This window comes from Sphingomonas sp., assembly GCF_039594485.1.
Taxonomy (GTDB): Bacteria; Pseudomonadota; Alphaproteobacteria; order Sphingomonadales; family Sphingomonadaceae; genus Sphingomonas.
In genome coordinates, this window is record NZ_JBCNNI010000022.1 from 13,582 (window position 1) to 34,720 (window position 21,139).

A 21,139-nucleotide genomic window follows, 5' to 3' on the forward strand; every position below is an offset into this window, starting at 1 on the left:
TCCCACCGCTCCGACCGTCCGTCCAGAGGAACAGGGGATCAGCCGGGCGGGATACGACCGGTCCGGGCGGCATGGGCAAAGGCCGGAAAGCCGAATGCCTCCGCCTGACGCGCCGCGATCTCATAGCCATAGGGCACACCGTGCAGTTGGGCTGCCCATCCCGTGCTACGACGTTCGATAATGGCATAGCGCGCCAGCGGGCTGCCCGCTTCCATGACGTGCGGGGTCGCGCCCCGATCCCGGTAGCACGGCATCCCGACGCTGCCGGGGTTGACGATCAGCACGCCATCGACCGCCACGATGCGCGGCGTGTGCGTATGTCCGCACAGCACCAGACTGGCCGACCCGATGCCCTTCAGGCGCGGCCGGATGGCGGTGTCGGCATCCAGTGTCGCGCGGCCGGAGGTCACGTCCTCGAGCAGATATTCCAGATCCCCGCCGGCCGGGCTGCCATGGCAGGCGAAGACGTCGCCATCGCAAGGGGTGAGCGTTGCAGGCAGCCCCTCGATCCATGCCCAATGCTCTTGGTTCAGGAGCGGCCGCGCCAGAACGTCCAAGACCCCTTGGCTGTCATCCTGCAACTGGCGCTCGTGATTGCCGGCGATGGTGAGATAGCCAGAGCGCATCTGAAGTTCGGCGCTTGCCGCAGGATCGAACGGGCCAGACACAAGGTCGCCCAGATTGACCACCATGTCGGGCGCGGCGGCAGTCATTGCGTCGCGGACAGCCTCCAACGCAGCAAGATTTCCATGTGCGTCGGCAATGACCCCGATCTTAAAAACTTCCCCCTTGGTTGATACGCGGCAGCATTGGCAGGCACTTTCTCCAAACACCATGCACGCCGGACGCCCACCAGCAATTGCCGTTACCGTTGGCCACCGGGGATCAGGACAATCTTGCCCGCGAAGCTGCGATCTTCCAGCCAGCGATGGGCAGCGGCCCCCACGCTAAGCGGGAGGGCCGTGATCGCGGGCACGGTGATCTTCCCAACCCGCAGGGCCGCGAACAGCCGGTCGGCACGGCTGTGTCGGCTTTCCTCGCTGGGCGACTATTTCCGGTTGAAGCCCGCCGAGGCCGATCACACCATCGCCGATCTGGCGGATGAGGGCGTGTTGGTGCCGGTTCAGGTCGAGGGCTGGAGCCAGAAGGTGTGGAAGCATCGTGATGTCCCAAATCCGGCCCACAGTCAGGGGGCGTCAAATAATGCTCCCCATGCGTCGTCTCGTTCATTCTCAAAGACGGATTTGCTATCCGGCAACACCGCCTCCCCGAACGCTGTGATCGCCTGCCTAATTTCGGCGTTAAACGCGTCACTGTCGGACGGGTCGATGATTTCTTCTTCGAGGAAATCGTCAATTAGCCGCAATTGCTCGAGATCCGCATCCTTTTGCGTCACGGCAGGCTCCTGTCTTTCGTGGCGTTCATCAACACGCGCTTGAGCTGCCTGCGGCGGGACGCGAGTTCGGTTGCATCGACCCCCAACCGCCGCTGAAGCTCGGCACCCTTTGCCCCATCCAGCAGAGCATCGACCAGCGCTACGAGGCGCGGGTCGCGGTCAATCGCCTCGCGGATTGCAGTGATCGTGCGACGGTAATGTATGGCGTCATGGCCGACCTGCTCTGGCGAGGGCGCGGGTGAAACCAGATCGATGCCACCTTCACCGAATGTGCCGATCAAAACGGGGCGGTGGCCCGCGATGTCAGCTTCACGGTCAGCCGAGGTCAGGCTGCGCATGATTCCAACGAGAAAGTCGGTGACATTCCAACTGCGCTCGCATTTGCGCCGCCCGTCGAGCGCCCGGACGAAGGCTTCCTGCCGCAGGTCTGCGGCGAGAATATGCCTGTCGCGTGCCAGATAGCGAGACGAGGCGACAAGCCGCTGCCGGTCGGCGTTGGAAAGCGTGCCCAGCATCACGCCGATCTCGGCCGGCGTATAGTGACTGTCGGCGGCACGGTCCTCAGCGGCTGAAGGAAGGCTGGGCAAAATGGCGATGCCTCTCAATCATAAAAGCGGACCGGCCGGCATATTCGGACAGGGAGGATGAAAAAATTGCTGCGATTGTCCGAATTTTCTTGGTCGTCCGCTTTATGGATTGAGGGATGCTGTTCCTGCTTGTTCGCCGAAGAGGCTCAGCAGGTGGGCCTCATCTTCTATGGGCGGGACATTACCCCGCCATGCCGCCTCGCCGGATTATGCATAATTTTACCAGCGTGTTACGCCCCGCAGCGTCAAAGCCGCAGTTCAGCGCTTGAGATTATTAACCCGCCCGGCGTAGAGGTGGACTGTTCGCCAGCAGGCGGACCGAGGCGTGAGAACCTTGCTGTTAGTAGCCGAATGCCCGGCCCGAACCAGTTTCGGCCGGGAGGCGGACGCGTATGTCCAGGGTCCTCGGGCCTAAAGGCGTTCGCGCTCGTCTAACAGCGGGTTCTCAACTTCCGGCTCACGGGCCGGCACCGCCTCGTTTTAACAGGGGCGGTGCCGCCGGCTGGGATCAGCCTGACGGCACCGACGCGAACGGGGGTTCGGGCGTGGGTGCATATCACGATTGCCGCAACAGGCGGCTCGCCATTATCAAGAACTCGACGGCAGTCGCAGGAGCCATGATGCTCGGCGCCTGCGGCGGCGGCGGGAGCGTCAACTCCCCCGGAACGACGCCGGTCGTCACCCCGACGCCCAGTCCGACGCCTGCGCCAACCCCGGCTCCTAGTCCTACTCCCGCCCCGACGCCTGCGCCGACCGCCGAGGATGCGAAGAGCGCGGCTGCCATCGGCATGAAGGCCGACTACGCCTATGCGCGGGGCATCACTGGCAAGGGCGTGACGATCGCAATCGTCGACACCGGCATCGACCGTGACGGCCCGGAGTTCGCGGGCCGCATCTCGGCCGACAGTACCGCGTTCGACCAGAAGATCGCCCGTTGCGCGACCTGCCCAAGTGAGACGATCCGGTTCGAGCTCGACGACAAGGACGGCCACGGCAGCAAGACCGCTGCGGTCGCAGCCGGCGCGCGCGACGGGAACGGCATGCACGGCGTCGCCTACGACGCCACCATCCTGGCGCTGAAGATCAGCGGCCCGAACCTCGAGGGCATCACCGCGGGTTCAACCGGCCCGATACCAGAATCGGAGGCCCCGAACGTCGCTCTGATCACTCCGGCGATCAGGTACGCGATCGACAAGGGCGCCTTCGTGATCTCCATGAGCATCAACGGCTCGGGTGGCGGCAAGCAGATGGCCGCTGATCTGAAGTCGGCGATGGATCAGGTACGCGGCGGCAACCGGCTGTTCGTCGAATCGGTGACGAACAACGTCGGCGAGGATAGCTTCTCGGGCAAGGTCGCGGAGAACCTCGTCGGCAAGGACCTGTCGAACAAGGACTGGTTCCTGTTCGGCATCCGCGTCGATGCGAACCTTCAGCCGCCCAGCGGCAACGGCACGCCCGGCGCATTGGCGGACCGCACCCTGTCGGTCGTCGCGAGCAACGTCGCCACCGTGGACCAGAACGGTCAGCAGGTCGTCGTGACGGGCAACAGCTTCGCGGCACCGGGGATCGCGGGCGCCGCAGCCCTGCTGAAGCAGTACTGGCCACAACTCGGCGGCAAGGAGATCAGCCGCATCATGCTCGACACGGCGACCGACCTCGGTGCGCCCGGGGTTGATCAGGTCTACGGCGTCGGTCTGCTGAACGTCGAGAAGGCAATGCAGGCGCAGGCACCGGCGGCGTCGTTCGCCGCAGCACGGACAGAGCTGGCCCGTTATTCGTCGCTAATCGTGTCCGCGCCGTTCGGCGCTGCGGCAGGTGCGGCCGATCTCGGTTCGCGTACGTCGACGATGACCGTGTTCGACCGCTACGGCCGGAATTACCTGATGACGGCGCCCAGCGGCATCCGTGCGCGGTCTTCCGGTCTGCTCGCGGGAGGGCTCACAGCTTCCGCATCTGCCTATCCCCTTCGTTCCTCGTCGTGGTCGGACGCAAGACTTGGCATCGCGACGTCGACGACGACAGGACCCTGGCAGGCCGCTGCGTCCCGTCGACCGGCGGTGGTGGCCTTCTCGCCGGCTGCAGGTCAGACGGTCACGCTGGGCGCGAACGTCGCCGTGGGTCCGGGTGGCAGCTCCTCGCTCGCCAGTTCGTATCTGCGCGGCGCCATCGGGCAGCCGATCGGCATGTTGTCCGAATGGTCCATCGGCGGCTGGTCGGCGTCGTTCGCGTCGGGTTCCTCCATCGCAGCGACGCCCTCGTCATTCCGGCGCGGATCGCGGAGCCGCGAGTCCGGCCTGCACACCGTCGCGATCTCCACCCCGTTCGGTGTCGGCCTGGAGGTATCGGAAATCATCGAACGGGGTCAGGTGCTGGGGTTGCGGGACGATGCGGGGGCCGGTGCGGCCGGTACCCGGACCATCCTGGCGACCACGACGCTGCGCCAGAACGTCGCGGGCGTACAGCTGACTGGTCGCGCCACGGTCGGCAGCACTGGTGCCGCCGACGCGGTCGCAGGCGTCCGTTTCGATGGCCGCATTGTCAGCACCGCCTTCGCGGTCCAGGGCGCGCATCCACTGCTCGGCGGGCTGGCGACGCTCGGGCTGTCGTCGCCGTTGCGAGTCGAGCATGCGCGGGCGTCGCTGCTGGTGCCGGTCGCCTATGACCTGATGTCGGGTGCACTCGCCGAAGAGCGCCGGACCTTCGATCTGTCGCCGACCGCGCGGGAACTCGATCTGGAGTTCGGCTGGTCGACTGCGCTCGCGCCCACCTCGACGCTGCGGATCGGCGTCGCCCGCGCCTTCGATGCCGGCCATGTCCGCGGTGCCTCCGACGTCGCCGCTTTCTTCAACCTCGTCGTCCGCTGAACCGCAGGGAAAATCCATGTCCAGATCCACGTCCATGTCCGCCGCTGTCCTGCTCCTCGCCACTGCCAGCGGCTTGAGCGGGTGTGGCAATTCCAAGGCCCCGAGCAAGGAGGCGTTCGCCGCCGCGCTCGGACCCGTCGTCCGCGACGTCTTCTGCCATCCGATCGACGTGATGCGGTACGAGGTCGAAGGCGAGCCTGGCGGCTCGGGGTTCTCGATCGTCACCTCGCCGAAGCAGACGATGGCGGGGCCAGGCTCCGATGGGAAAGCGGTCGCGATGCTGGACGGTCTGGCCGGCGTCGGGCTCGTCACGCGCGCGACGTTCGAGAAGCCCGCGCGGTGGAGTGGTTCGAATAATCCGTTCGTGCGCCAGCCGTTGATCTCGTACGCACCGACCGAGAAGGGTGCGCCCTACCTTCATACGGTCGAGCGCAAGGCTACGAACGCCATGGTTTCGGTGCCGTCCTTCTGCCTAGCAAAAGGCGAGGTCGTCGACGTGGTGCGCTGGACCGAGCCGGCCGACATCGCCGGTCATCGAGTCAGCCAAGTTACCTACACCTATCACGGCGTCGATCCGATCCCGGTCATGCCGCCGGCGGAACAGGCGCGGATGGCCGAGCCGAAGGAAGCGACGATGCCGTTCGAGCTGCAAAGCGACGGCTGGCGACCCATGCCGCGCTAACGATCGATGTGACCGTCACCATCCCATCCATTTTGACCATGACCCCGGCACCGAGCGCCGGGTTGCCAAGGAACACTATCATGAAAATGACCAAGGCCGCCGTGATCGGCGCCGTAACGGCGCTCTCGCTCGCCACCGCTCCCGTCATGGCGCAGAAGGCGCAGGGGGCTAAACGACCCTCGCTGTCTACGGCGGGGCCGCTGGCGATGGATGTCGCTGGCGTCCGCCTCGGGATGCCGCTTGCCGCGGTGCAGGCAGTGCTGGCAGGGACCTACCGTTGCTCGACCTATCAGTCGGCTTCGTTCCGACAACTCGTCGAGCGAGAGGTTCATAAGCGCAAAGGCATCCCCGACGGCTTTGGCCCGGATGGAACCGCCGTTGGTGAATTGACGTGCGAGGGTCCTGCTGGTGAGCATCTCCGCCTGTTCATGGCGCAGACGCCGGCGGGAGAGATCGTCGACCGGATCGACCTGACGGTGTCGACCAAACGCGTCGATCCGGCCACGCTCGTCGGCCAAGTCGAGGCCAAGTACTCGCGGCCGACCGAGGGCACGCCGGCGAACGGATCGTGGTGCATCACCCGATGCGGCGGCGATCTGACGATGGAGCCCAATCCGCGCATCACCGTCAGGTCCGACGCCTGGTCCCTCAAGATATTCGGCACCCGGGGAAGCAACGCGCGTCTTGCCGATGAGGCGGCGGTGAAGGCGGCCGCCGCGCGCGAAGCACCGGCTGCGGCGCGCGGCGCCTTTTGAGGTCGGGCATGATCACGGCCGCGGTATCGCTTCTCGCGCCTGTAGCCGCGTTGTCGCTGTTGGCCACCGCGCCAACGCTCGCGAACATGCCGGTAGGCGTCCCGCGAAACGGCGTCGGGGCCACTGCGTCCGTGGCACCGTTGCGGCCGCTCTCGATGGCCATGGTCATGAAGGCGGGCGCAGCCGGGACCGGCTGCTCGTGGTCGCTGGCGAAGGACTGGCGCATGCTCTTCGCCGCAGCCGACGACCGCGCCGTGGTCCGTCTCGACAGCAGCATCGTGCATCTTCGGCCTGCGGCTGGCGCTGGTGACCTGTTCCCGTTCACCCATGATCGCTGGATCGGCGACAGCATCACCGTGACGGTGACGCCCGTCGGCCCATCAAGGTGGAAGGGCACCGAGGTGAACGAGGGGGCGGCGGACATCGAGGTTCGCAACGGTGGCCGCCGATGGATCGCGCGGGGGCGCCTGACCTGCGGATCCTGACCCCAGCCGATGAGGATCGGCGAGCTTCGGATGCCTTTCGGATCCAGTAGGAGGAAATAGAAGAAGCCCGGGCAAGATTTAAGGCGTAACAGCGCAAAAAGGTGGTGACCACCTTTTTGCGGGGGACTGACCGACCGTTGTTTCGGCGACATTCCCCATGTCCTCCGCCTTCGGCTCCGGAAGGCATTTTTGTTCGAGGGCCGGGGCGCCCCCTTGAGAATGGGGCGGCGCCGCGGGACACTATATGTCATGACCTGCAGCGCTGACCCTCTGCCTGCCTATCCGCAATATGCGCATCAGCTCCTGGCGCTGATGCGGCGGCTGGCGCGTGAGGATCGCGAGGCGATCGGCGCGAACTTGCGACGCGGTGGCTTCGGCAAGCGGGAGATCGAGCCCAAGCGAAGTGTCGTGCGCGGTCGCGTGCGGGTAACATCCGACGCCGCTTTCGATATTCTTTCGCCCTTTTCTAAAGGCGCCCTCACGCGCCAGCGCGTCGCTAATACTGGCAGCGGTGGCGGACGAGCGACCTCGGTCGACTTCTCACGGGCCAGCCCGCTTTCGGCGAGCCCGCGCCAGACCGGGCCTGTGCGCATCCCGCATTTCGACATGGTGCGGATCAGTCGCACCGTCGTCCCCCGCGCGAAGGATGGGCGTACCCACCCGCGCTATCCCAACCGAAGCGGCATCGCTGCTGCTCACCACAGCTATGTCACCCGCGGCGGTGTCGCCGACTTCGAAACCCATCTCGACTATATCACCCGTACCACCGCCGTGGAGAAGAATGACACCGCGCTGCTGATCGACATGCTCGACATGGACGAAGATCGCCGGCTGCAGAACCACCTCGCCATCATCAGCAACATCCCCGGCGGGCGCGAGCGGGAACGCAGCCTGTTCGAGTCAGCCGAGCGTTGCGAGCGGCAGGCGAAGGGCGGGACGCTGCACGTCTCGACGCAATATGCCGATGACTGGATGCTGCTGGCCACCCGGCATGATGCACCGGGATGGGTGCGCAAGGCGGCAGTGACGCTGCAGCAGAAGCGGCTCGCCCAGGAGGCGAAGGCGAAAGCCGAAGGCAAGGCCTTTGTCGACACCATCGTCGACATCGCCAAGGTCAACTTGGAAGAGGCCTATGACCGACTGGTCTGGTGTGATGACCAGCCTGGCTTGCCCGCGGCTGCGCGACCGAACTGGAAGGCGGGACCATGCGGGCGCACCCAGACCCGCTTCGTCGGCGAGTTTCCACGCGGACTGAAGCCGGCCGAGCGGCGCCTGGTGCTCGAACGTTTTTGTGGGGCGCTGGACGCGGAAGGCTGGATGTATGTCGCGGCGATCCATCGCCCTGATGCGACGAACGACCCCGACAACTTCCACTTCCACATCGATGGCTATGATCGGCCAGCACGCTGGCTGACGGCGAAGCAGATCAATGACGAGCGTAACCCCCGCAAGCCGTTCGAAGGCGAGGGTTGCTGGGATTTCGAATATTCCGAGCGCAAGCGGAACGGCAAGTTCTGTTACCCTTATCGCCAGGACAAGATCGCAGAGCCGACCCGGGACGTGCCGAAGGACGGCGAAAAGGCCGTTTCCCATTTTGTGGCTGGTCAACGCTACGTCAAAGCGTTGCGCAAACGCTATGTCGACATCGTCAACAAGGTCGTGAATGGCCGGGCGGGCAGCCCCGTCTACGCGACGGGGACGTTTAAGGACGCCAGGATCCGGCTGACGCCGATGGAGCATCTCGGCCCCGCCATCACCGCCAGCGAGGCCAGGGGCGTGGTCACGGCTGCCGGTACGCGAAACGCTCATATCCGGTACGATGATGAGATGCGACTGCTTCTAGAGCAGGCCGATCGCGACCGGCTCGAGAATCGTCTCAGGGCCGCGATCCAGCTCGGTCGACGGGCTTCGGCGGCTTCCCTGAAGGCGACTGCGCACTGGCAGGAGCTCGCAAACGCCGCCGTGACGCGACGGTGCCAGGCGGGGCTGGTCGCCATCGTCGAGCGGATGGTGCGCTCACGGGCTGAGACCGTGCTGCGTGTCGGCACCGCCAGTCTGGAAATCCAGGAAGAAGCGCGCGCGTGGCTGGGCGAAATCGACGCCATCGTAGCACCGACCACTCAGCATGCCCGCGCGGCATCGCGGCTGGAGGACCTCGACGGCAAGGTTGAGAAGGCGTGGGCTGAGGTCGTCGCGGTCACGGGCAATGGGCGTGAACGGTTGCGATACGTCCCAGCTGATCACGCCAAGCTGGCGCCCCTTAATCCGATCTCGCCGGCCTATCGACCGCAAGTCGAAAAGCGCCTGCACGCATGGCTGATCAAGCATCGCCGAAGCTCCAAACACCTGCGCTTCGTCCCGGGCGGGTATGCTATCGACAAGACGGTCCCGCCGGCGATCCACCGGTTGTTCCGCCTGCTCGGCGACGAACCTGAAATCCAGAAGTTGCTGTTGGCCGAGCGCGAGCGTCGCAAGATCGCGGCGGCATCGGCGGCTGTGGCCCACGACCTGATGGAACAGGATGATGGCGGCAGGTCGATCCTGCCCGGCGAGGACGTCGGGCACGCGCTCACCGTCGCGGATCGTGCTGCCGATGGCGGACAATCGCGCACGCTGGCGGATATCGACAGTCTGCAGGATGTCGAGCTGCTCCAGACGCTGTCGACAATCCAGGCCAGGCGCCGACGCAAAGCGACGGTTGCGCCGCCCACTGGCCCTGATGAGCCCGCCGCCACGTCGCCCATAGACGTTCCGGAGCCATCGCCCGCCAATCGTGCGTCGAAAGGCAAGTCGACCGGCTTGCTCGGCCAGGCGGTCGCAGCCGTTGGCGACCGGCAGGCGGCTCACCCTCAATCCGGTATGTCGGGTGGAAAACGACATACTGGAAGCAGAGGCCCTGCCGTTGGCGTGACAAGCCAGACGACTAAGAAAGGACAGGAAAGGTAGGCGCTGCAGTAAGGGGGAAGCTGGGCTTTTGAGCCGCTGAAGATCGATGAAAATAGATCTGAAGCGCTTGTCCGGATCGCTCGGTCCGCGACCCTTAAGCTTCGGTACTGCAATGGATTTTCTGACTACCCCTGTGCACTCGCTGCCGCATGTGCTTCTCCACTATCTCGCCGCCGGCTTCGGTAAGCCCGAGGTGCCTGTCCTGGTTTCCGGCGGCGGCATGCCCGCCGATACCCTGCTGTTCGACGCCCAGTCGGTGATCCTGTCGTTCACCTGCGTCGCCGCACCCATGTTCCGCGCCAAGATCGAACGGCTCGCGGCCGCGCAGTCGATCGACGTGATGCTGGTGCGCTGTTGTCTGACCGGCGGTGACCTGCTGCCGGTGTCGATCGATGTCGTGCTGGCGGGCGGCGGGCTCGCGCCCTTCAAGCTGGAGGATTTGGCGCTCTACCGCCACGATGATGGCGGCCTGTGGCTGGTGCCGGCCGCGTTCGGCGGGGCGATCCGGCTGGAGGCCCATGGCCTCGAACTCTATCTGGTGCCACCCTATGCAACGCTCGCCGAACGCGCCGACGGCATCTACCGCGCCGCATCCGATCTGGCGGAACGCCTCTACCCGCAAGGTACGTTCTGATGGGGACCAAGGCCAAGCGCGCAGCGGCAACACCCAGCGTCGAGGTCAACCCGGGCTGCCTGCCGGATCCGGCGAACCCGCATAGCTGGCTCGTGCTGACCGGCGATGACGCCGATCGCGATGCGACCCGTGTCATGTATGGCTGCCTGCGCCCCAGCTTTCGCGGCCACCTGAACAGCGCGGCGGCTTTTGCCGCTGCCAAACTGACCGTTGGTGCGCCACCCGACACGCCGCCATGGACGCTGACCGCCGCACGCGCCGAGGTGTTGCTGCCGCCGGGGGCCGATGACCGGCTGTCCGACCCGCGTATCCTGATGGAGACGGTCGACGCAGAACTGCCGGTCAAGGCCAAGGCGCTGCTCGCCTATCTGACCTTCACTTTCCCGACAGCGCGACTGCACGAGCAGTATGAGCTGGTCCGCGCCTTCACCCGCCAACTGCTCGTCGATCCGTTCGAGGTGGCCGCGCTGCTGGTGCAGCATGCCCCCCACCGCGCCGGGAGTGCCAGCCCGCCGCACGTTCATGCTATCCTTGCTGGACCCAGGCGACTGACGCCGCTGGGCTTTGGCGAATGGGTGACGCCGCTTGCCACCGACAAGGCGCATGCCCTGGTCGGCAACGCGTTTCGCCAGTTCCAGGCCGACTGGCGGCAAGTCTGACCGCGCCGATGCGCGTCGGCGAACCAACACCATCATCAGGAAACAGCATGAACGATAACGAACCCTGGCCACGGATCGGCCAGGCGATAAACTCGCACGTCGTGCGGGCACTGGCGCAGGCGGCTGGGTGGCAGCTGACCGACATGCCGGCCGACCTCGGCCTGCCGCTGGCCGGCTGCTTGTATAGCGAGGCGAACCATCTGCTGGTCACGACAACAGTTGGCAATCTTGCTGCGTCCATCGCCGCGATGGACAGCGCGCTGGTCGCGACGCGGTCCGATGCGCTGATCGTGAGGACACCGCCGGCGGACGCGATGCCGGGCTTTGCCTTGGGCATGTGGCACAGCGGGCGGGTCACCTGGCACTGGATGCTAACGCTTTGGGTTGATGTCGACGCTGGCCTGTGGCTCGTGCCGACACCGGATAAGCGGGATGGCACGGCTGCTTCGGGGTTCCGGCTGACGGCGCGCCATCTTCGTGTCGAAGAGGTGCCATGGCGAACGGCGCACGAACGCGCCGATGGCTTGGTCCGGGCCATCCGCCTGTTGGTGCACGGCGAGCGCGGCCCAGCATCTGGCCCTGCGGACGGGGAGGATCGGTCATGACGGTACCGATGCCCCGCCTGCTGCGGCAGGCGTGCTGGGCGCTCGTCTTAGCCTTTCCGCTGCTCGTGCTGGCCGGCCAGCGCTGGCAGGATGCGGCGGCGGGGCCGGGTACGCGAGGTGTGATGGCGGTCGCCGCCGTCATCTGTCCGGCGGCCCTCGAGCAGGTCCGGGCGGTGCACGTCGCTGACGGGGCGCACGCGCTCGACCGTGCTGTCCTGCGGCGGATCGCGGCGCAGCTTCACATGGGACCGGGGTGCTCGGTCCCGGACAAGCCGCCCGCCCTGCGGGCAGATCGACGGCGCGATCGCGGTGGAGGGGAGAAGATGAGGGGGATGGGCAAGTCGATGTGATCCCCGTGGTGGGGATGAAACAAGGAAGACAGACCATGAACCCCGACCAGACCGCCCATGTCCGCGCCCATGTCGCTGCCGTTTCCAAGCTCCTGCTCGGCAACAAGATCATGAACCCCGGCCTGATGATCATGGCTGGTGATCCGCTCGATTCCCATCAGCGAATCGCGTTTGGTCGCACAGCGGTCGAAGCCCAGGTCGATCTCATCTATCTCGAATTCGCCGTCGGCGAAGACGACGTCCCCGTCATGACCGGGATCACCGTCATGCTGCCGCGCGACACCATCTGCTATGTCTCGACGGGATGCCGCCTGTCGCTCGTCCCCGGCAAGGCTCGCGCGGTGATCGTGCCGCAGGATGGAGCCCCCTCCCACTTCAAGGTGCTGCCGGGCGAGATCGTGCAGGTCCGGGGTCGGCCGGCGTCGCTGGTGGCTGGGTGCGACCGCGCGGCTACGAAGCTGGCGGTGCTGGTTCGCGACGGCGCCGACGTCGCGGGGCAGGTTACGCTACGTGATCACGTCCCCGCATAACGAGGGGATATCGCGCCGGACCCCAGCATTGACGCTTGGCGGTAAGACGTGATCTTCGCCTGTCATGAGGATATCAACGGGCGAAGCGCGTCGGATCGCTTTGGCAGCGCAGGGCTTCGGACGATCTCGGCCAGAGTACCCATCGGTTCGCCACCTGCGCGGCACCGCCGAGCGGCTCAACCTCTTCCAGATCGATAGCGTCAACGTGCTGACGCGGGCGCACTATCTGCCCGCATTCTCACGTCTCGGCAGCTATGACCGTGCCTTGCTGGAGGGCGATGCATGGGGGCCGAAACGCCAGCGGCGTATGTTCGAATATTGGGCGCATGAGGCGTCGCTGCTGCCGCTCGACCTGCACCCGCTGCTCCGCTGGCGCATGGCGCGGGCGGAGCGAGGCGAGATCGGCTATCAGGCGCTGCGCCGGTTTGCGGTCGAGCGCCGGGCCGAGGCTGACGCCGTGCTCGAACGGATCACCGCCGAAGGTCCGCTGACGGCCGCCGACTTCGAGAACGGGTCCAGCCGCAGCGGCTGGTGGGAATGGAGCCACGTCAAGCACGCGCTCGAATGGCTGTTTTGGTCCGGGCAGATCACCACCGCGACCCGGCGGGGCAGCTTTGCGCGCCTGTACGACCTAACCGAACGGGTCATTCCGCCAGCGGTACTGGCGCTCCCAACGCCGTCGGTTGAGGCGGCGCAACGCGCCTTGATCGAACGGAGCGCGCGTGCGCTGGGCGTCGCTACCGCCAGCGACCTGCGCGACTATTTCCGGTTGAAGCCCGCCGAAGCAGATCACGCCATCGCCGACCTCGCGGAGGATGGCGTGCTCGTGCCGGTGCGAGTCGAGGGCTGGAGCCAGAAGGCATGGATGCATCGCGACGCGACCACGCCGCGCCGGGTGCGCAGCGCTGCCTTGCTCGCGCCGTTCGATCCGTTGATCTGGGAGCGGGCCCGCACCGAACGCCTGTTCGGCTTCTACTATCGCATCGAAATCTATGTGCCGCAGGACCGGCGCACGCATGGCTATTACGTGCTGCCCTTCCTGATGGACGAGGCGCTGGTCGCCAGGGTCGATCTCAAGGCCGACCGGCAGGCGGGGCTGCTGCTCGCGCACCGCATCACGCTGGAACCGGGAGCGCCCGTCGATACGCTGCCCCGGCTTGAGGCCGAGCTCGACCGGATGGCGGCATGGCTCGGTTTGGACGCCGTCCGCATCGGCGCGGTCGTGCATCGCGGTTGAGCGTCTTCGCCCGTCACGTTGCTCCACCCCGCTCGGCGGCGGGCACGATGCCATCGTCGAGCAGCGCATGGAGCGCGGCGATATGGCCATTGTCCCGCGCGCCGCTGGATTCGGAGGTCATGACGACCGTCAGCTTCAGGTCCGGCACGATGAACAGCATCTGCCCGCCATAGCCCCAGGCGAAGCGCAACGGATGGCCGCGGCTGGTGCCGACAAACCAGCCATAGCCATATTGCCCACCGCTCCACGGCGATACGGTGCGCGGGGTCCAGCTTTCTTCGATCTAGCGCGCAGGCACGATCCGCTGTCCGTCGATCACGCCACCCAGGCGATAGAGCTCGCCGAACCGGGCCAGACTGCGCGGCGACATCAGCATGTCGTTGCCGCCGAAATAGATGCCCTGCGGATCGCGCGACCATGGCGGGATGGTGATGCCGAGCGGCTCCGCCAGCCAGTCGCGCATCAGCGTGTGGGTGTCGCGTCTCGAAGCGCGGGTCAGCATCGCCGACAGCAGATGCGTGTTGCCGGTGGAATAAAGCATCGCGCCGCCCGGCTCATCGACGAACGGGCGCGCGAGGGCGAAGCGGACCCAGTTGCGACTGGACACCCAGCGCCCATAATTCTCACCCGACGTCCGCTCCAATCCCGCGCGCATCGTCAGCAGGTCCTCGACGGTCAGCCGGGCAAGACGCGGGTCGGGATCGGGCGGCGCATCGCGGCCAAGCACCGACAGCACGGGCTGATCGACGCCGGTCAGCGCGCCTTTCGCGATCGCGATGCCGACCAGTGCGGACAGGACCGACTTGGACGCGGACTTGATATTGACCGGCCGATCGAGCGGCGGCCCGCCGTCGAAGCGCTGCTCGGCCAGCACCTGCCCGTCGCGCAGGACCAGCAGCGAGCGGAGCCGGGGAAGACGGTGGGCTTGGGCAACGGTGTCGGCCAGGATGGCGCCGTCCAAACCGCGCGTCTCGACCGGGCGGGATACGGCTGCTTGCCGTGGCGCAGGTGCAGCATCGCAACCGCTGGCGAGGAGGAGCACCAGCGCGCAGGCATATCGCTTCACGGCGTCATCGCAGAGCGAAGCGATTGCAGGAACGCGGCGGGCGCTTCGACCTGCGGCGAATGGCCGAGATCGTCCAGGCGGATCAGGCGGGCGCCTGGGATGCGCTTTACCGCGTCCTCGGCGGCCTGCGGGACGGTGCGGACGCGGGCGCGCCGGTCCTCGGGCGCACTGTTGGCCCGAAAGGCCGTCAGGTCGCGCTGGCCGATGATGAGCGTGGTCGGGACCGCTAAGCGCGGCAACTCGGCCGCGACCGGCTGGGTTTGGATCATATCGGACAGACGGGCCTGTGCATCGCGCACCGTGTCACCATCGGGGCTGGCATATTGCCCGGCCAGCATGGCGACCCAGCGATCGTAATCCGGCCGCCAGACCCCATGATAATAGTTGCGGAGCTGATAGGCCTTGATCGACGCTGCGTCCGTCTTAGCCTCCTCGGCGCGCAGCTTGCCGAGGTCGGTATAGGGCACGCCCTCGCTTAGCGTGTCGTTGAGGCCGAGCGGGTTGACCAGCACCAGCTTCGCGACCCGCTCAGGGTAGAGGAGCGCGAAGCGGGTCGCGAGGATGCCGCCGGTCGAATGACCGACCAGTACGACCTTGCCGGTGCCGACCCGGTCGAGCAGCGCGGCAGTCAGCGCGGCCATAGTGTGGAAGCTGTACTGATAGCCGCTCGGCTTCGACGATTTGCAAAAGCCGATCTGGTCCGGCGCGATGACGCGGTAGCCTGCAACCGCCAGTCCGCGTGCGGTGTCGCCCCAGGTCGCAGCGCAGAAATTCTTGCCGTGGAGCAGGACGACCGTCGTGCCGTTGGGCGTGGTGGTCGCCGGCCAGTCGAGAAAGGCCATGCGAACCGGATGGCCCTGCGAATTCGCCTCGAACCAGTGCACCGGGGCCGGATAGTCGAACCGCTCCAGATTGGTACCCAGCGGCACGGTTTGCGCCGAGGCGACGCTTGAAAGCAAGGCCGAGCAGGCGGCGACAGCGAGAAAGGGACGAAGCATCAAAGGGTAACACCAGTCGCGAAGCCAATATCCCTGTAAGCGCTTCTTCTATCGAGGCGGGGACTTAGCGATCGGAGTTCACGCGATAGCGCGTAGCTTCGTTGCAACACCCGCTCATGGCCTGGGAGAGCAAAAATCCGCGTAACCTCTCGGCGCCTCGACAGCACGGGACGGTCAGACCCGGTTACGTGGTGATGTCGATTCTGCCGGCCCTACGGATGGTCTGATCGCCCCCCGCGCCGCACGACGACGAACATGATGTTAACCTGGCTCGTAACTGCCATTTTAAAAGACGCGGCGGAGCAAATGATCGGTCCGCGCGACTATCCAACTGATGGCATAAGACTTTTGAAAATCCTCGGTCACTCTGGCTTGGTGGCCTTTGGCCGTCCCAACCGACTGGGCACCCGTACGCCGAACTTCAGCCGATTCGCGGGACGGATCCGGATTGGCAGGGTTGCCGGAATATGCTCGGTCAGTGGCGTAAGGTGTTTGAGCGCCTCCAGCTTGATCGACAGATTCGCCTCCTCGTCATAGGTTCGCGCCGTCTCGGTTTCACCTTCGTCGCCGAAGATGTCGCAACGAACGCTGTCCTCCACGCGGCCCTTCAACATATTTGTGGAAAGGCCCCGGAAGCTGTGGACGTCCTTGTCCTTCCATGCGCCGCCGTCCTGGTGCAGCCATGGCGTTCCATTAGGGAAAGCCCATTTCCTCCAGGGATTGAAGATGCTTTTGTAGAAGGTGCTGGCAAAGCTGGTGCTTTTTGGCGAGTCCATTTCCGGAAAAAGCATGGTACAACCCGCCGCACGGATTTCCCTGATATAGTCGAGGAAGCCTAGCCGAATGAGTTCAGGATGGATCGGCAGCTTGCGGACGGACTGAGTGTTCTTCAGTCCACGGTCTTCGGTGTAGTCAATCTGCAGATACGGAATCGGCTCATCCTCGTGCACATCGCTGAGCGGCAACCCGGCCAGCTCCGAGCTGCGACCGCCGTACAACGGCAGCATCAGCGGTAACCAATACCAAGCATCGTGCAAAACCTCTGTCCCCGGCTTCAGTCGATGATCGATTCCGGCTGACCCGGTCCAGATGGGAGCAGACAACAGATCACGAAGTTCTTGTATCGACCAGTTGGCGCGCTTGTCACGGTCACGCTTACGCTGTTGACGTGCCTTTTTGCCGATGCCCTTTCGAGCTTTCTTGAAGGTGATCGGCTCAGCGGGACGATGCCCCACCTTGGCGTTCGCTCCCTCGGCATGATCGAGAACAGCCGTAATCCAGGTTATGTGTTTGTTGATCGTCATTTGGGACACGCCAAGCATGTCCGGTGCCATAGACTTGGCCCGCTCGAGGCTCGCGGCGATCCCGCCCGCCCGTTCCTCGGTCGTGCGCCCCCAGCGATTGGGGAGGGCCCGGCATAGTTCGGTGAAGGCGGTCACATGTTCCTGTTTTATGTCTTCAATGCAGACATTTTCTCCACATGCGAAGTCGAACAGGCGAATGGCAGTTTGGACCTGTTTGACGGTGTCCGTATCCCACGCCTTCTCTCGCCTGTGGGCGTCAATACATTTGTCGGCTGCATCCCGCAGCCGCATCTTCGGCTTCTCTGGCACTGGCGCCGCTGCTGGTGACTCAGGCGTGACAACAGTCGATCTTTGTGAGGGGACCGCCTCCTCGGGATCGGCCGACGCTTCTTCCCACGCAAATGGTGCGTCGTCCGCCAGTGCGTCGTCGATCCAGTCGGCGGGCACGTCTCCGTCCGCCGACAGGTTCGCCGTCGCCTTGCGGCACGCCACCGCTTTGGCGGCGCAGATCGTGACGCGCAGTTTGTCGAGGTTCGTGGCCGTTGGCACGATCCCGAAGTTGGTGACATAGCTGTCGATCTGCTTTGCGGAGACCGGGCTACCGCTCTGGAGATCGAAGACCGTATCGGCGACAGCCTTCGCCTCTCGCGTGTCCCAACCGTTGTCGATCAGGCGCTCATGGTCATCGAGCGACCATTTTGCATCGACGCCGCGCTTCGACAGGAAGGTCCATGCCTCGGCATAGCAAGAGTTGAGGCTGGCGTGATCGACGACGGGGGTGCTGCTGGCGATCTGATCCTCAAGGATGCGCTGCAACTGCCAACGCAGCGCATCGCTGAATACCTTCTTGAGCTGGTCGGGGCTTACGCCCGAAGATCGTTCGCCATATCCCATGCGCAATGCTTCCGCCGCCAAACCCAGGCGCAGAGCGATAACCCGCGCGTCCATGAAGCTCATCGCACCGATGGGTAACGCCAGCGTTAACCGCACGCCGGCAACCGTCATTTTCTTGCGCCACCAATAGCGACTGCCGCGCAGCGCTACGTTCGAAAAGCCCATTCCGCCACCCCAAGGGGTACAGTCGGGGGTACAACCGTCCCTGATCGCCGTCGTTAAGACGCGAAATCAAAGACTTGCAAGCGGATGGTCGGGGAGACAGGATTCGAACCTGCGACATCCTGCTCCCAAAGCAGGCGCGCTACCAGACTGCGCCACTCCCCGACAGGCGCTTGCCCTTAGAAGATGGCGGGGCGTCCGTGCAAGGGGCAATATGTCCTTCCATCACCATTGGATCAAAGATTGGCCTGCTCCTCCGGCGGCAAATCCGCGTCGGGCGGATAATAGAGGCTGGCGCATTCCTCGCGCAGGCACCCACCCTCGATCACGATATCATCGCGATATGCGTCGGCGATGAACGAAAGCGTATCGATGTGGCGAGCCTCGAAATACATCGGATGCACGTCCTCTCGCCCCGCGCCGTACACGACCCGCCCGACCTTCGACCAGATGGAGGCCATGGTGCACATGCCGCAGGGCTGAAGGGTCGAATAGAGCGTCGCGCCGCGCAACTCCATTTCGCCGCGGGACTCACAGCCACGGCGAATGGCCATCATCTCCGCATGCGCCGTGGCGTCGGGCAACTCCTCCGTCTGGTTGCGCTCGGCCGCGATCATCCGGCCATCGAGAACGATCACCGAACCCAGCGGCGCGGTCGAGGGATCGGATCCCTTCGACCGCGCCACGGCAATCGCCTTGCGCATCCAATATTCGTCTTCTTCGGTCATGCCGGGGCAACGCGCATCCGGTCGCGATGCTCCGATCGAACCGCGCCCATATGGCGTTTTTGCCTAGCAAGAAGGCGGAATAGATGGCTGGGACGACCGCTCATCACGTCAAGGCGTTGCAGCCCCGAGGGATCGGACGAAACCCTCCCCCTACCGGATCACCCCAAATCAGGTTCGCCCGGCCTTTGCCTACTGGCCGCCGTGATCCGGCTCTCCGGTCGGGGCGTCCGTCGGAGCGGAATCACGCTGCACGCGTGCGGTCATGCCCGTGGCCGAGGCATCGTCCATCATCTGCTGATCGGCGGTCCGCGCGGGCGGAGGAGGAGGCGCTTCCTCGGCCATATTCATTGCGGGCGCCGTCTCGACCTCGTTGACCATGGGGGGTGCCTCGCTCTCGGGCACGGTTTCGGTCACGCCCTCATCATTTTCCATCGCGGCGACCGGCTGATCCTCCGGCTCCGACCGGGAACAGCCCGCCAGTGCCGGAAGAAGCAGCCCAGCCGCAGCCAGGCTCAGCAAATGCTTATGCATCGTCTTGATCATCATATCCCCTTTCTAACTCCGTCAGCTCTGCGTGGCGAGCGCGCGCTCGGCGGACCGTGCCTCGATCTTGGCGGCCAGTTGCGCGTCCCAGCCATAGGGATCGTCGCGAAAGCCAACCTGCCCATCGGCATTGGCGAAGGCGGTCCAGTAGAGGAGATAGACCGCCACCGGTTCCGCCATGGTCGCGCGCACCGTCTTTCCCGACGCCAGCACCGCATCGACCGCCGCCGGCTGCCATTCGGGCGTGGTCTTCAGCATGAGCGCGGCGAGTTCGGCGGGCTTTTCCAGGCGGACACAGCCATGGCTCGCCAGTCGGTCGAACTTGGAAAAGCCCGATTGTGCAGGCGTATCATGCAGATAAACGGCGAAGTCGTTGGGGAAGTCGAACTTGAACCGTCCCAGCGCGCTCTTTTCCGAAGCCTGCTGCAACCGCTTGCCGCCGTCTCCGGTGTCGATCACGCGGAACCCGTTGCGCTTCAGATAGCCGGGATTGGCCTTTTCCTTGGGCCACAATTCCTTGTTCGCGATCGAGCTGGGCACATTCCAGGGCGGGTTCAGCACGATGCTGCGGATCGAGGAGACGAGCATCGGGGTTTCGTTGCCGGGCCGCCCGGTCACCGCCTTCATCGACATGACAGGATTGTCGCCGTCGAACACGGTCAGCACGGCGGCGGCGATGTTCACCTGAACCCGCTTGGCCTCCAGTTGCTGGGGCAGCCAGCGCCAGCGCTCCATATTCGCCATGATCTGCCTAATGCGCTGGGCGACGGGCACGTTGAGCATGGCGATCGTCTGGCTGCCGACCGTGCCGGCCGGGTTCAAGCCATAGCGGCGCTGCGCACGGCGGACCGCCTCCAGAAGCGGTTCGTCGAAGGTCGCGCCGCTGGTGCTGACGCTCGGATCCTCGATTGCCAGCCGCTGACGAAGCTTTAGCACCTGCGGGCCGCTCGCGCCGAAATTGATGGTGCTCGCGGGCAAGGACGACCAGCCGCCCGCCGCCGCCATCGCGCGGTAGCGGCTCAGGCCGGCCACCAGCGCGTCATACCCCGCATAGGGCGGCGGCAGCGAGGCCGCCCAGGCCGCCAGCCGATCCCGGCGCACCGCATCCGCAAAGCCGGGCAGCGGGTCATAGGGCGGTGGGCGAATGCCCCAGTCCTTGGAGAAGTCGGCGGTGTCGAGCCGTCCGGCATGTACGGCATGCGCATAGTCCAGCGCGACGCGCGTGAGTGCGGCGGGCGACAGATTGGACAGATCGCGCGGCGGCCCCTGCCGCAGGCCGTGGGTAATCTCGCCCTTGGCGATCAGCGTGGCGAGTTGCCGGAGCTGTGCCTCGCTGAGCGAAGGCATGGGCGTCGTCGGCGCGGCGACCTGGGGCGCGACCTCTGACGGCGGGATGGGAACGGCCTGGGGCGAAGTTGCCGGAGCAGAATGGGTCGGCGTGGGAGCGGGAACCATCACCGGCGGCGGCGCGACCTGCGCCATGATCGGCGTGGCGATCAGCGACCCCGCCGCAAGTGCACCGAGAAACCGGGCGGCCGACGGGCCGGGAACGGAGGGAGTCAAAACGCTCATATCGGTATGGAGGCCCTTGTTCGTCATCATGTCGTCCTGCCCCCTTGTACCACGCTATCCTGCGCCAAGCTGAACCGATCGTCAGTCAGGATATGTTTTTTTGCGGCACATGCCGGATTTCCCATTCTCCAGCGTCGTCGCG

The 21,139-nt window shown here is 65.4% G+C and carries 21 protein-coding genes and 1 tRNA gene; 11 read left to right on the top strand and 11 right to left on the bottom strand.

Annotation, left to right across the window (positions count from 1 at the left end):
- Positions 1 to 38: 38 nt before the first annotated feature.
- From ABDV78_RS12085 to ABDV78_RS12095, 3 genes are all read right to left on the bottom strand, one after another.
- Entirely contained in the window at positions 39 to 836 is a 798-nt protein-coding gene (locus ABDV78_RS12085; protein WP_343527624.1) for a metallophosphoesterase family protein, read from the bottom strand.
- A 350-nt stretch (positions 837 to 1,186) separates the two neighbouring features.
- A complete protein-coding gene (locus ABDV78_RS12090) occupies positions 1,187 to 1,396 on the bottom strand; it encodes a hypothetical protein (protein WP_343527625.1) in 210 nt (69 codons plus the stop codon).
- A complete protein-coding gene (locus tag ABDV78_RS12095) occupies positions 1,393 to 2,001 on the bottom strand; it encodes a hypothetical protein (protein WP_343527626.1) in 609 nt (202 codons plus the stop codon). The genes ABDV78_RS12090 and ABDV78_RS12095 overlap by 4 nt, the downstream gene beginning before the upstream one ends.
- Positions 2,002 to 2,600: 599 nt before the next feature.
- On the opposite strand from ABDV78_RS12095, the gene ABDV78_RS12100 reads away from it, so the two are divergent.
- The 11 genes from ABDV78_RS12100 to ABDV78_RS12150 all read left to right on the top strand — a co-directional run bounded on the left by ABDV78_RS12100 (position 2,601) and on the right by ABDV78_RS12150 (position 13,730).
- Complete coding sequence (locus ABDV78_RS12100) at positions 2,601 to 4,847, top strand: S8 family serine peptidase (protein WP_343527627.1); 2,247 nt, start codon at positions 2,601 to 2,603, stop codon at positions 4,845 to 4,847.
- Between the two features lie 34 nt (positions 4,848 to 4,881).
- Entirely contained in the window at positions 4,882 to 5,529 is a 648-nt protein-coding gene (locus ABDV78_RS12105) for a hypothetical protein (RefSeq protein ID WP_343527629.1), read from the top strand.
- Between the two features lie 80 nt (positions 5,530 to 5,609).
- Positions 5,610 to 6,284, top strand: a complete 675-nt coding sequence (locus ABDV78_RS12110; protein WP_343527630.1) for a hypothetical protein — start codon at positions 5,610 to 5,612, stop codon at positions 6,282 to 6,284.
- An 8-nt stretch (positions 6,285 to 6,292) separates the two neighbouring features.
- Positions 6,293 to 6,769, top strand: a complete 477-nt coding sequence (locus ABDV78_RS12115) for a hypothetical protein (protein WP_343527631.1) — start codon at positions 6,293 to 6,295, stop codon at positions 6,767 to 6,769.
- 249 nt (positions 6,770 to 7,018) lie between these two features.
- Positions 7,019 to 9,715 (top strand): hypothetical protein, encoded by a 2,697-nt coding sequence (locus ABDV78_RS12120; protein WP_343527632.1) that lies wholly within the window; start codon positions 7,019 to 7,021, stop codon positions 9,713 to 9,715.
- A 112-nt stretch (positions 9,716 to 9,827) separates the two neighbouring features.
- On the top strand, positions 9,828 to 10,349 hold the full coding sequence (locus tag ABDV78_RS12125) for a hypothetical protein (RefSeq protein ID WP_343527633.1): 522 nt from the start codon (positions 9,828 to 9,830) through the stop codon (positions 10,347 to 10,349).
- Positions 10,349 to 11,008, top strand: a complete 660-nt coding sequence (locus ABDV78_RS12130) for a hypothetical protein (RefSeq protein WP_343527634.1) — start codon at positions 10,349 to 10,351, stop codon at positions 11,006 to 11,008. Before ABDV78_RS12125 ends, ABDV78_RS12130 begins: the two co-directional genes overlap by 1 nt.
- Before the next feature lie 47 nt (positions 11,009 to 11,055).
- On the top strand, positions 11,056 to 11,613 hold the full coding sequence (locus ABDV78_RS12135) for a hypothetical protein (RefSeq protein WP_343527635.1): 558 nt from the start codon (positions 11,056 to 11,058) through the stop codon (positions 11,611 to 11,613).
- Positions 11,610 to 11,963, top strand: coding sequence for a hypothetical protein (locus ABDV78_RS12140; RefSeq protein ID WP_343527636.1), 354 nt, complete (start codon positions 11,610 to 11,612; stop codon positions 11,961 to 11,963). The genes ABDV78_RS12135 and ABDV78_RS12140 overlap by 4 nt, the downstream gene beginning before the upstream one ends.
- A gap of 35 nt (positions 11,964 to 11,998) precedes the next feature.
- Positions 11,999 to 12,493, top strand: coding sequence for a hypothetical protein (locus ABDV78_RS12145; RefSeq protein WP_343527637.1), 495 nt, complete (start codon positions 11,999 to 12,001; stop codon positions 12,491 to 12,493).
- A 64-nt stretch (positions 12,494 to 12,557) separates the two neighbouring features.
- The gene (locus ABDV78_RS12150; RefSeq protein WP_343527638.1) at positions 12,558 to 13,730 is read left to right on the top strand and encodes a crosslink repair DNA glycosylase YcaQ family protein; all 1,173 of its coding nucleotides are present in this window, start codon (positions 12,558 to 12,560) and stop codon (positions 13,728 to 13,730) included.
- Between the two features lie 13 nt (positions 13,731 to 13,743).
- Here ABDV78_RS12150 and ABDV78_RS12155 read toward each other — a convergent pair whose 3' ends face one another.
- The 8 genes from ABDV78_RS12155 to ABDV78_RS12190 form a co-directional block, all read right to left on the bottom strand.
- Positions 13,744 to 13,920: a hypothetical protein gene (locus tag ABDV78_RS12155; RefSeq protein WP_343527639.1), complete on the bottom strand. Its 177-nt coding sequence runs from the start codon at positions 13,918 to 13,920 to the stop codon at positions 13,744 to 13,746.
- Between the two features lie 93 nt (positions 13,921 to 14,013).
- Entirely contained in the window at positions 14,014 to 14,796 is a 783-nt protein-coding gene (locus tag ABDV78_RS12160) for a serine hydrolase (RefSeq protein ID WP_343527641.1), read from the bottom strand.
- Entirely contained in the window at positions 14,793 to 15,794 is a 1,002-nt protein-coding gene (locus ABDV78_RS12165) for an alpha/beta hydrolase (RefSeq protein ID WP_343527643.1), read from the bottom strand. Before ABDV78_RS12165 ends, ABDV78_RS12160 begins: the two co-directional genes overlap by 4 nt.
- A 362-nt stretch (positions 15,795 to 16,156) precedes the next feature.
- Positions 16,157 to 18,157 carry a hypothetical protein gene (locus ABDV78_RS12170; protein WP_343527644.1) on the bottom strand — a complete coding sequence of 667 codons (2,001 nt, stop codon included), beginning with the start codon at positions 18,155 to 18,157 and terminating at the stop codon, positions 16,157 to 16,159.
- A gap of 85 nt (positions 18,158 to 18,242) precedes the next feature.
- Positions 18,243 to 18,319: transfer RNA gene (locus tag ABDV78_RS12175), tRNA-Pro, on the bottom strand.
- A gap of 71 nt (positions 18,320 to 18,390) precedes the next feature.
- Complete coding sequence (locus ABDV78_RS12180) at positions 18,391 to 18,882, bottom strand: nucleoside deaminase (RefSeq protein WP_343527645.1); 492 nt, start codon at positions 18,880 to 18,882, stop codon at positions 18,391 to 18,393.
- Positions 18,883 to 19,071: 189 nt separating this feature from the next.
- Positions 19,072 to 19,428, bottom strand: coding sequence for a hypothetical protein (locus tag ABDV78_RS12185; RefSeq protein ID WP_343527646.1), 357 nt, complete (start codon positions 19,426 to 19,428; stop codon positions 19,072 to 19,074).
- 18 nt (positions 19,429 to 19,446) lie between these two features.
- Positions 19,447 to 20,997, bottom strand: a complete 1,551-nt coding sequence (locus ABDV78_RS12190; protein WP_343527648.1) for a L,D-transpeptidase family protein — start codon at positions 20,995 to 20,997, stop codon at positions 19,447 to 19,449.
- Positions 20,998 to 21,139 lie beyond the last annotated feature (142 nt).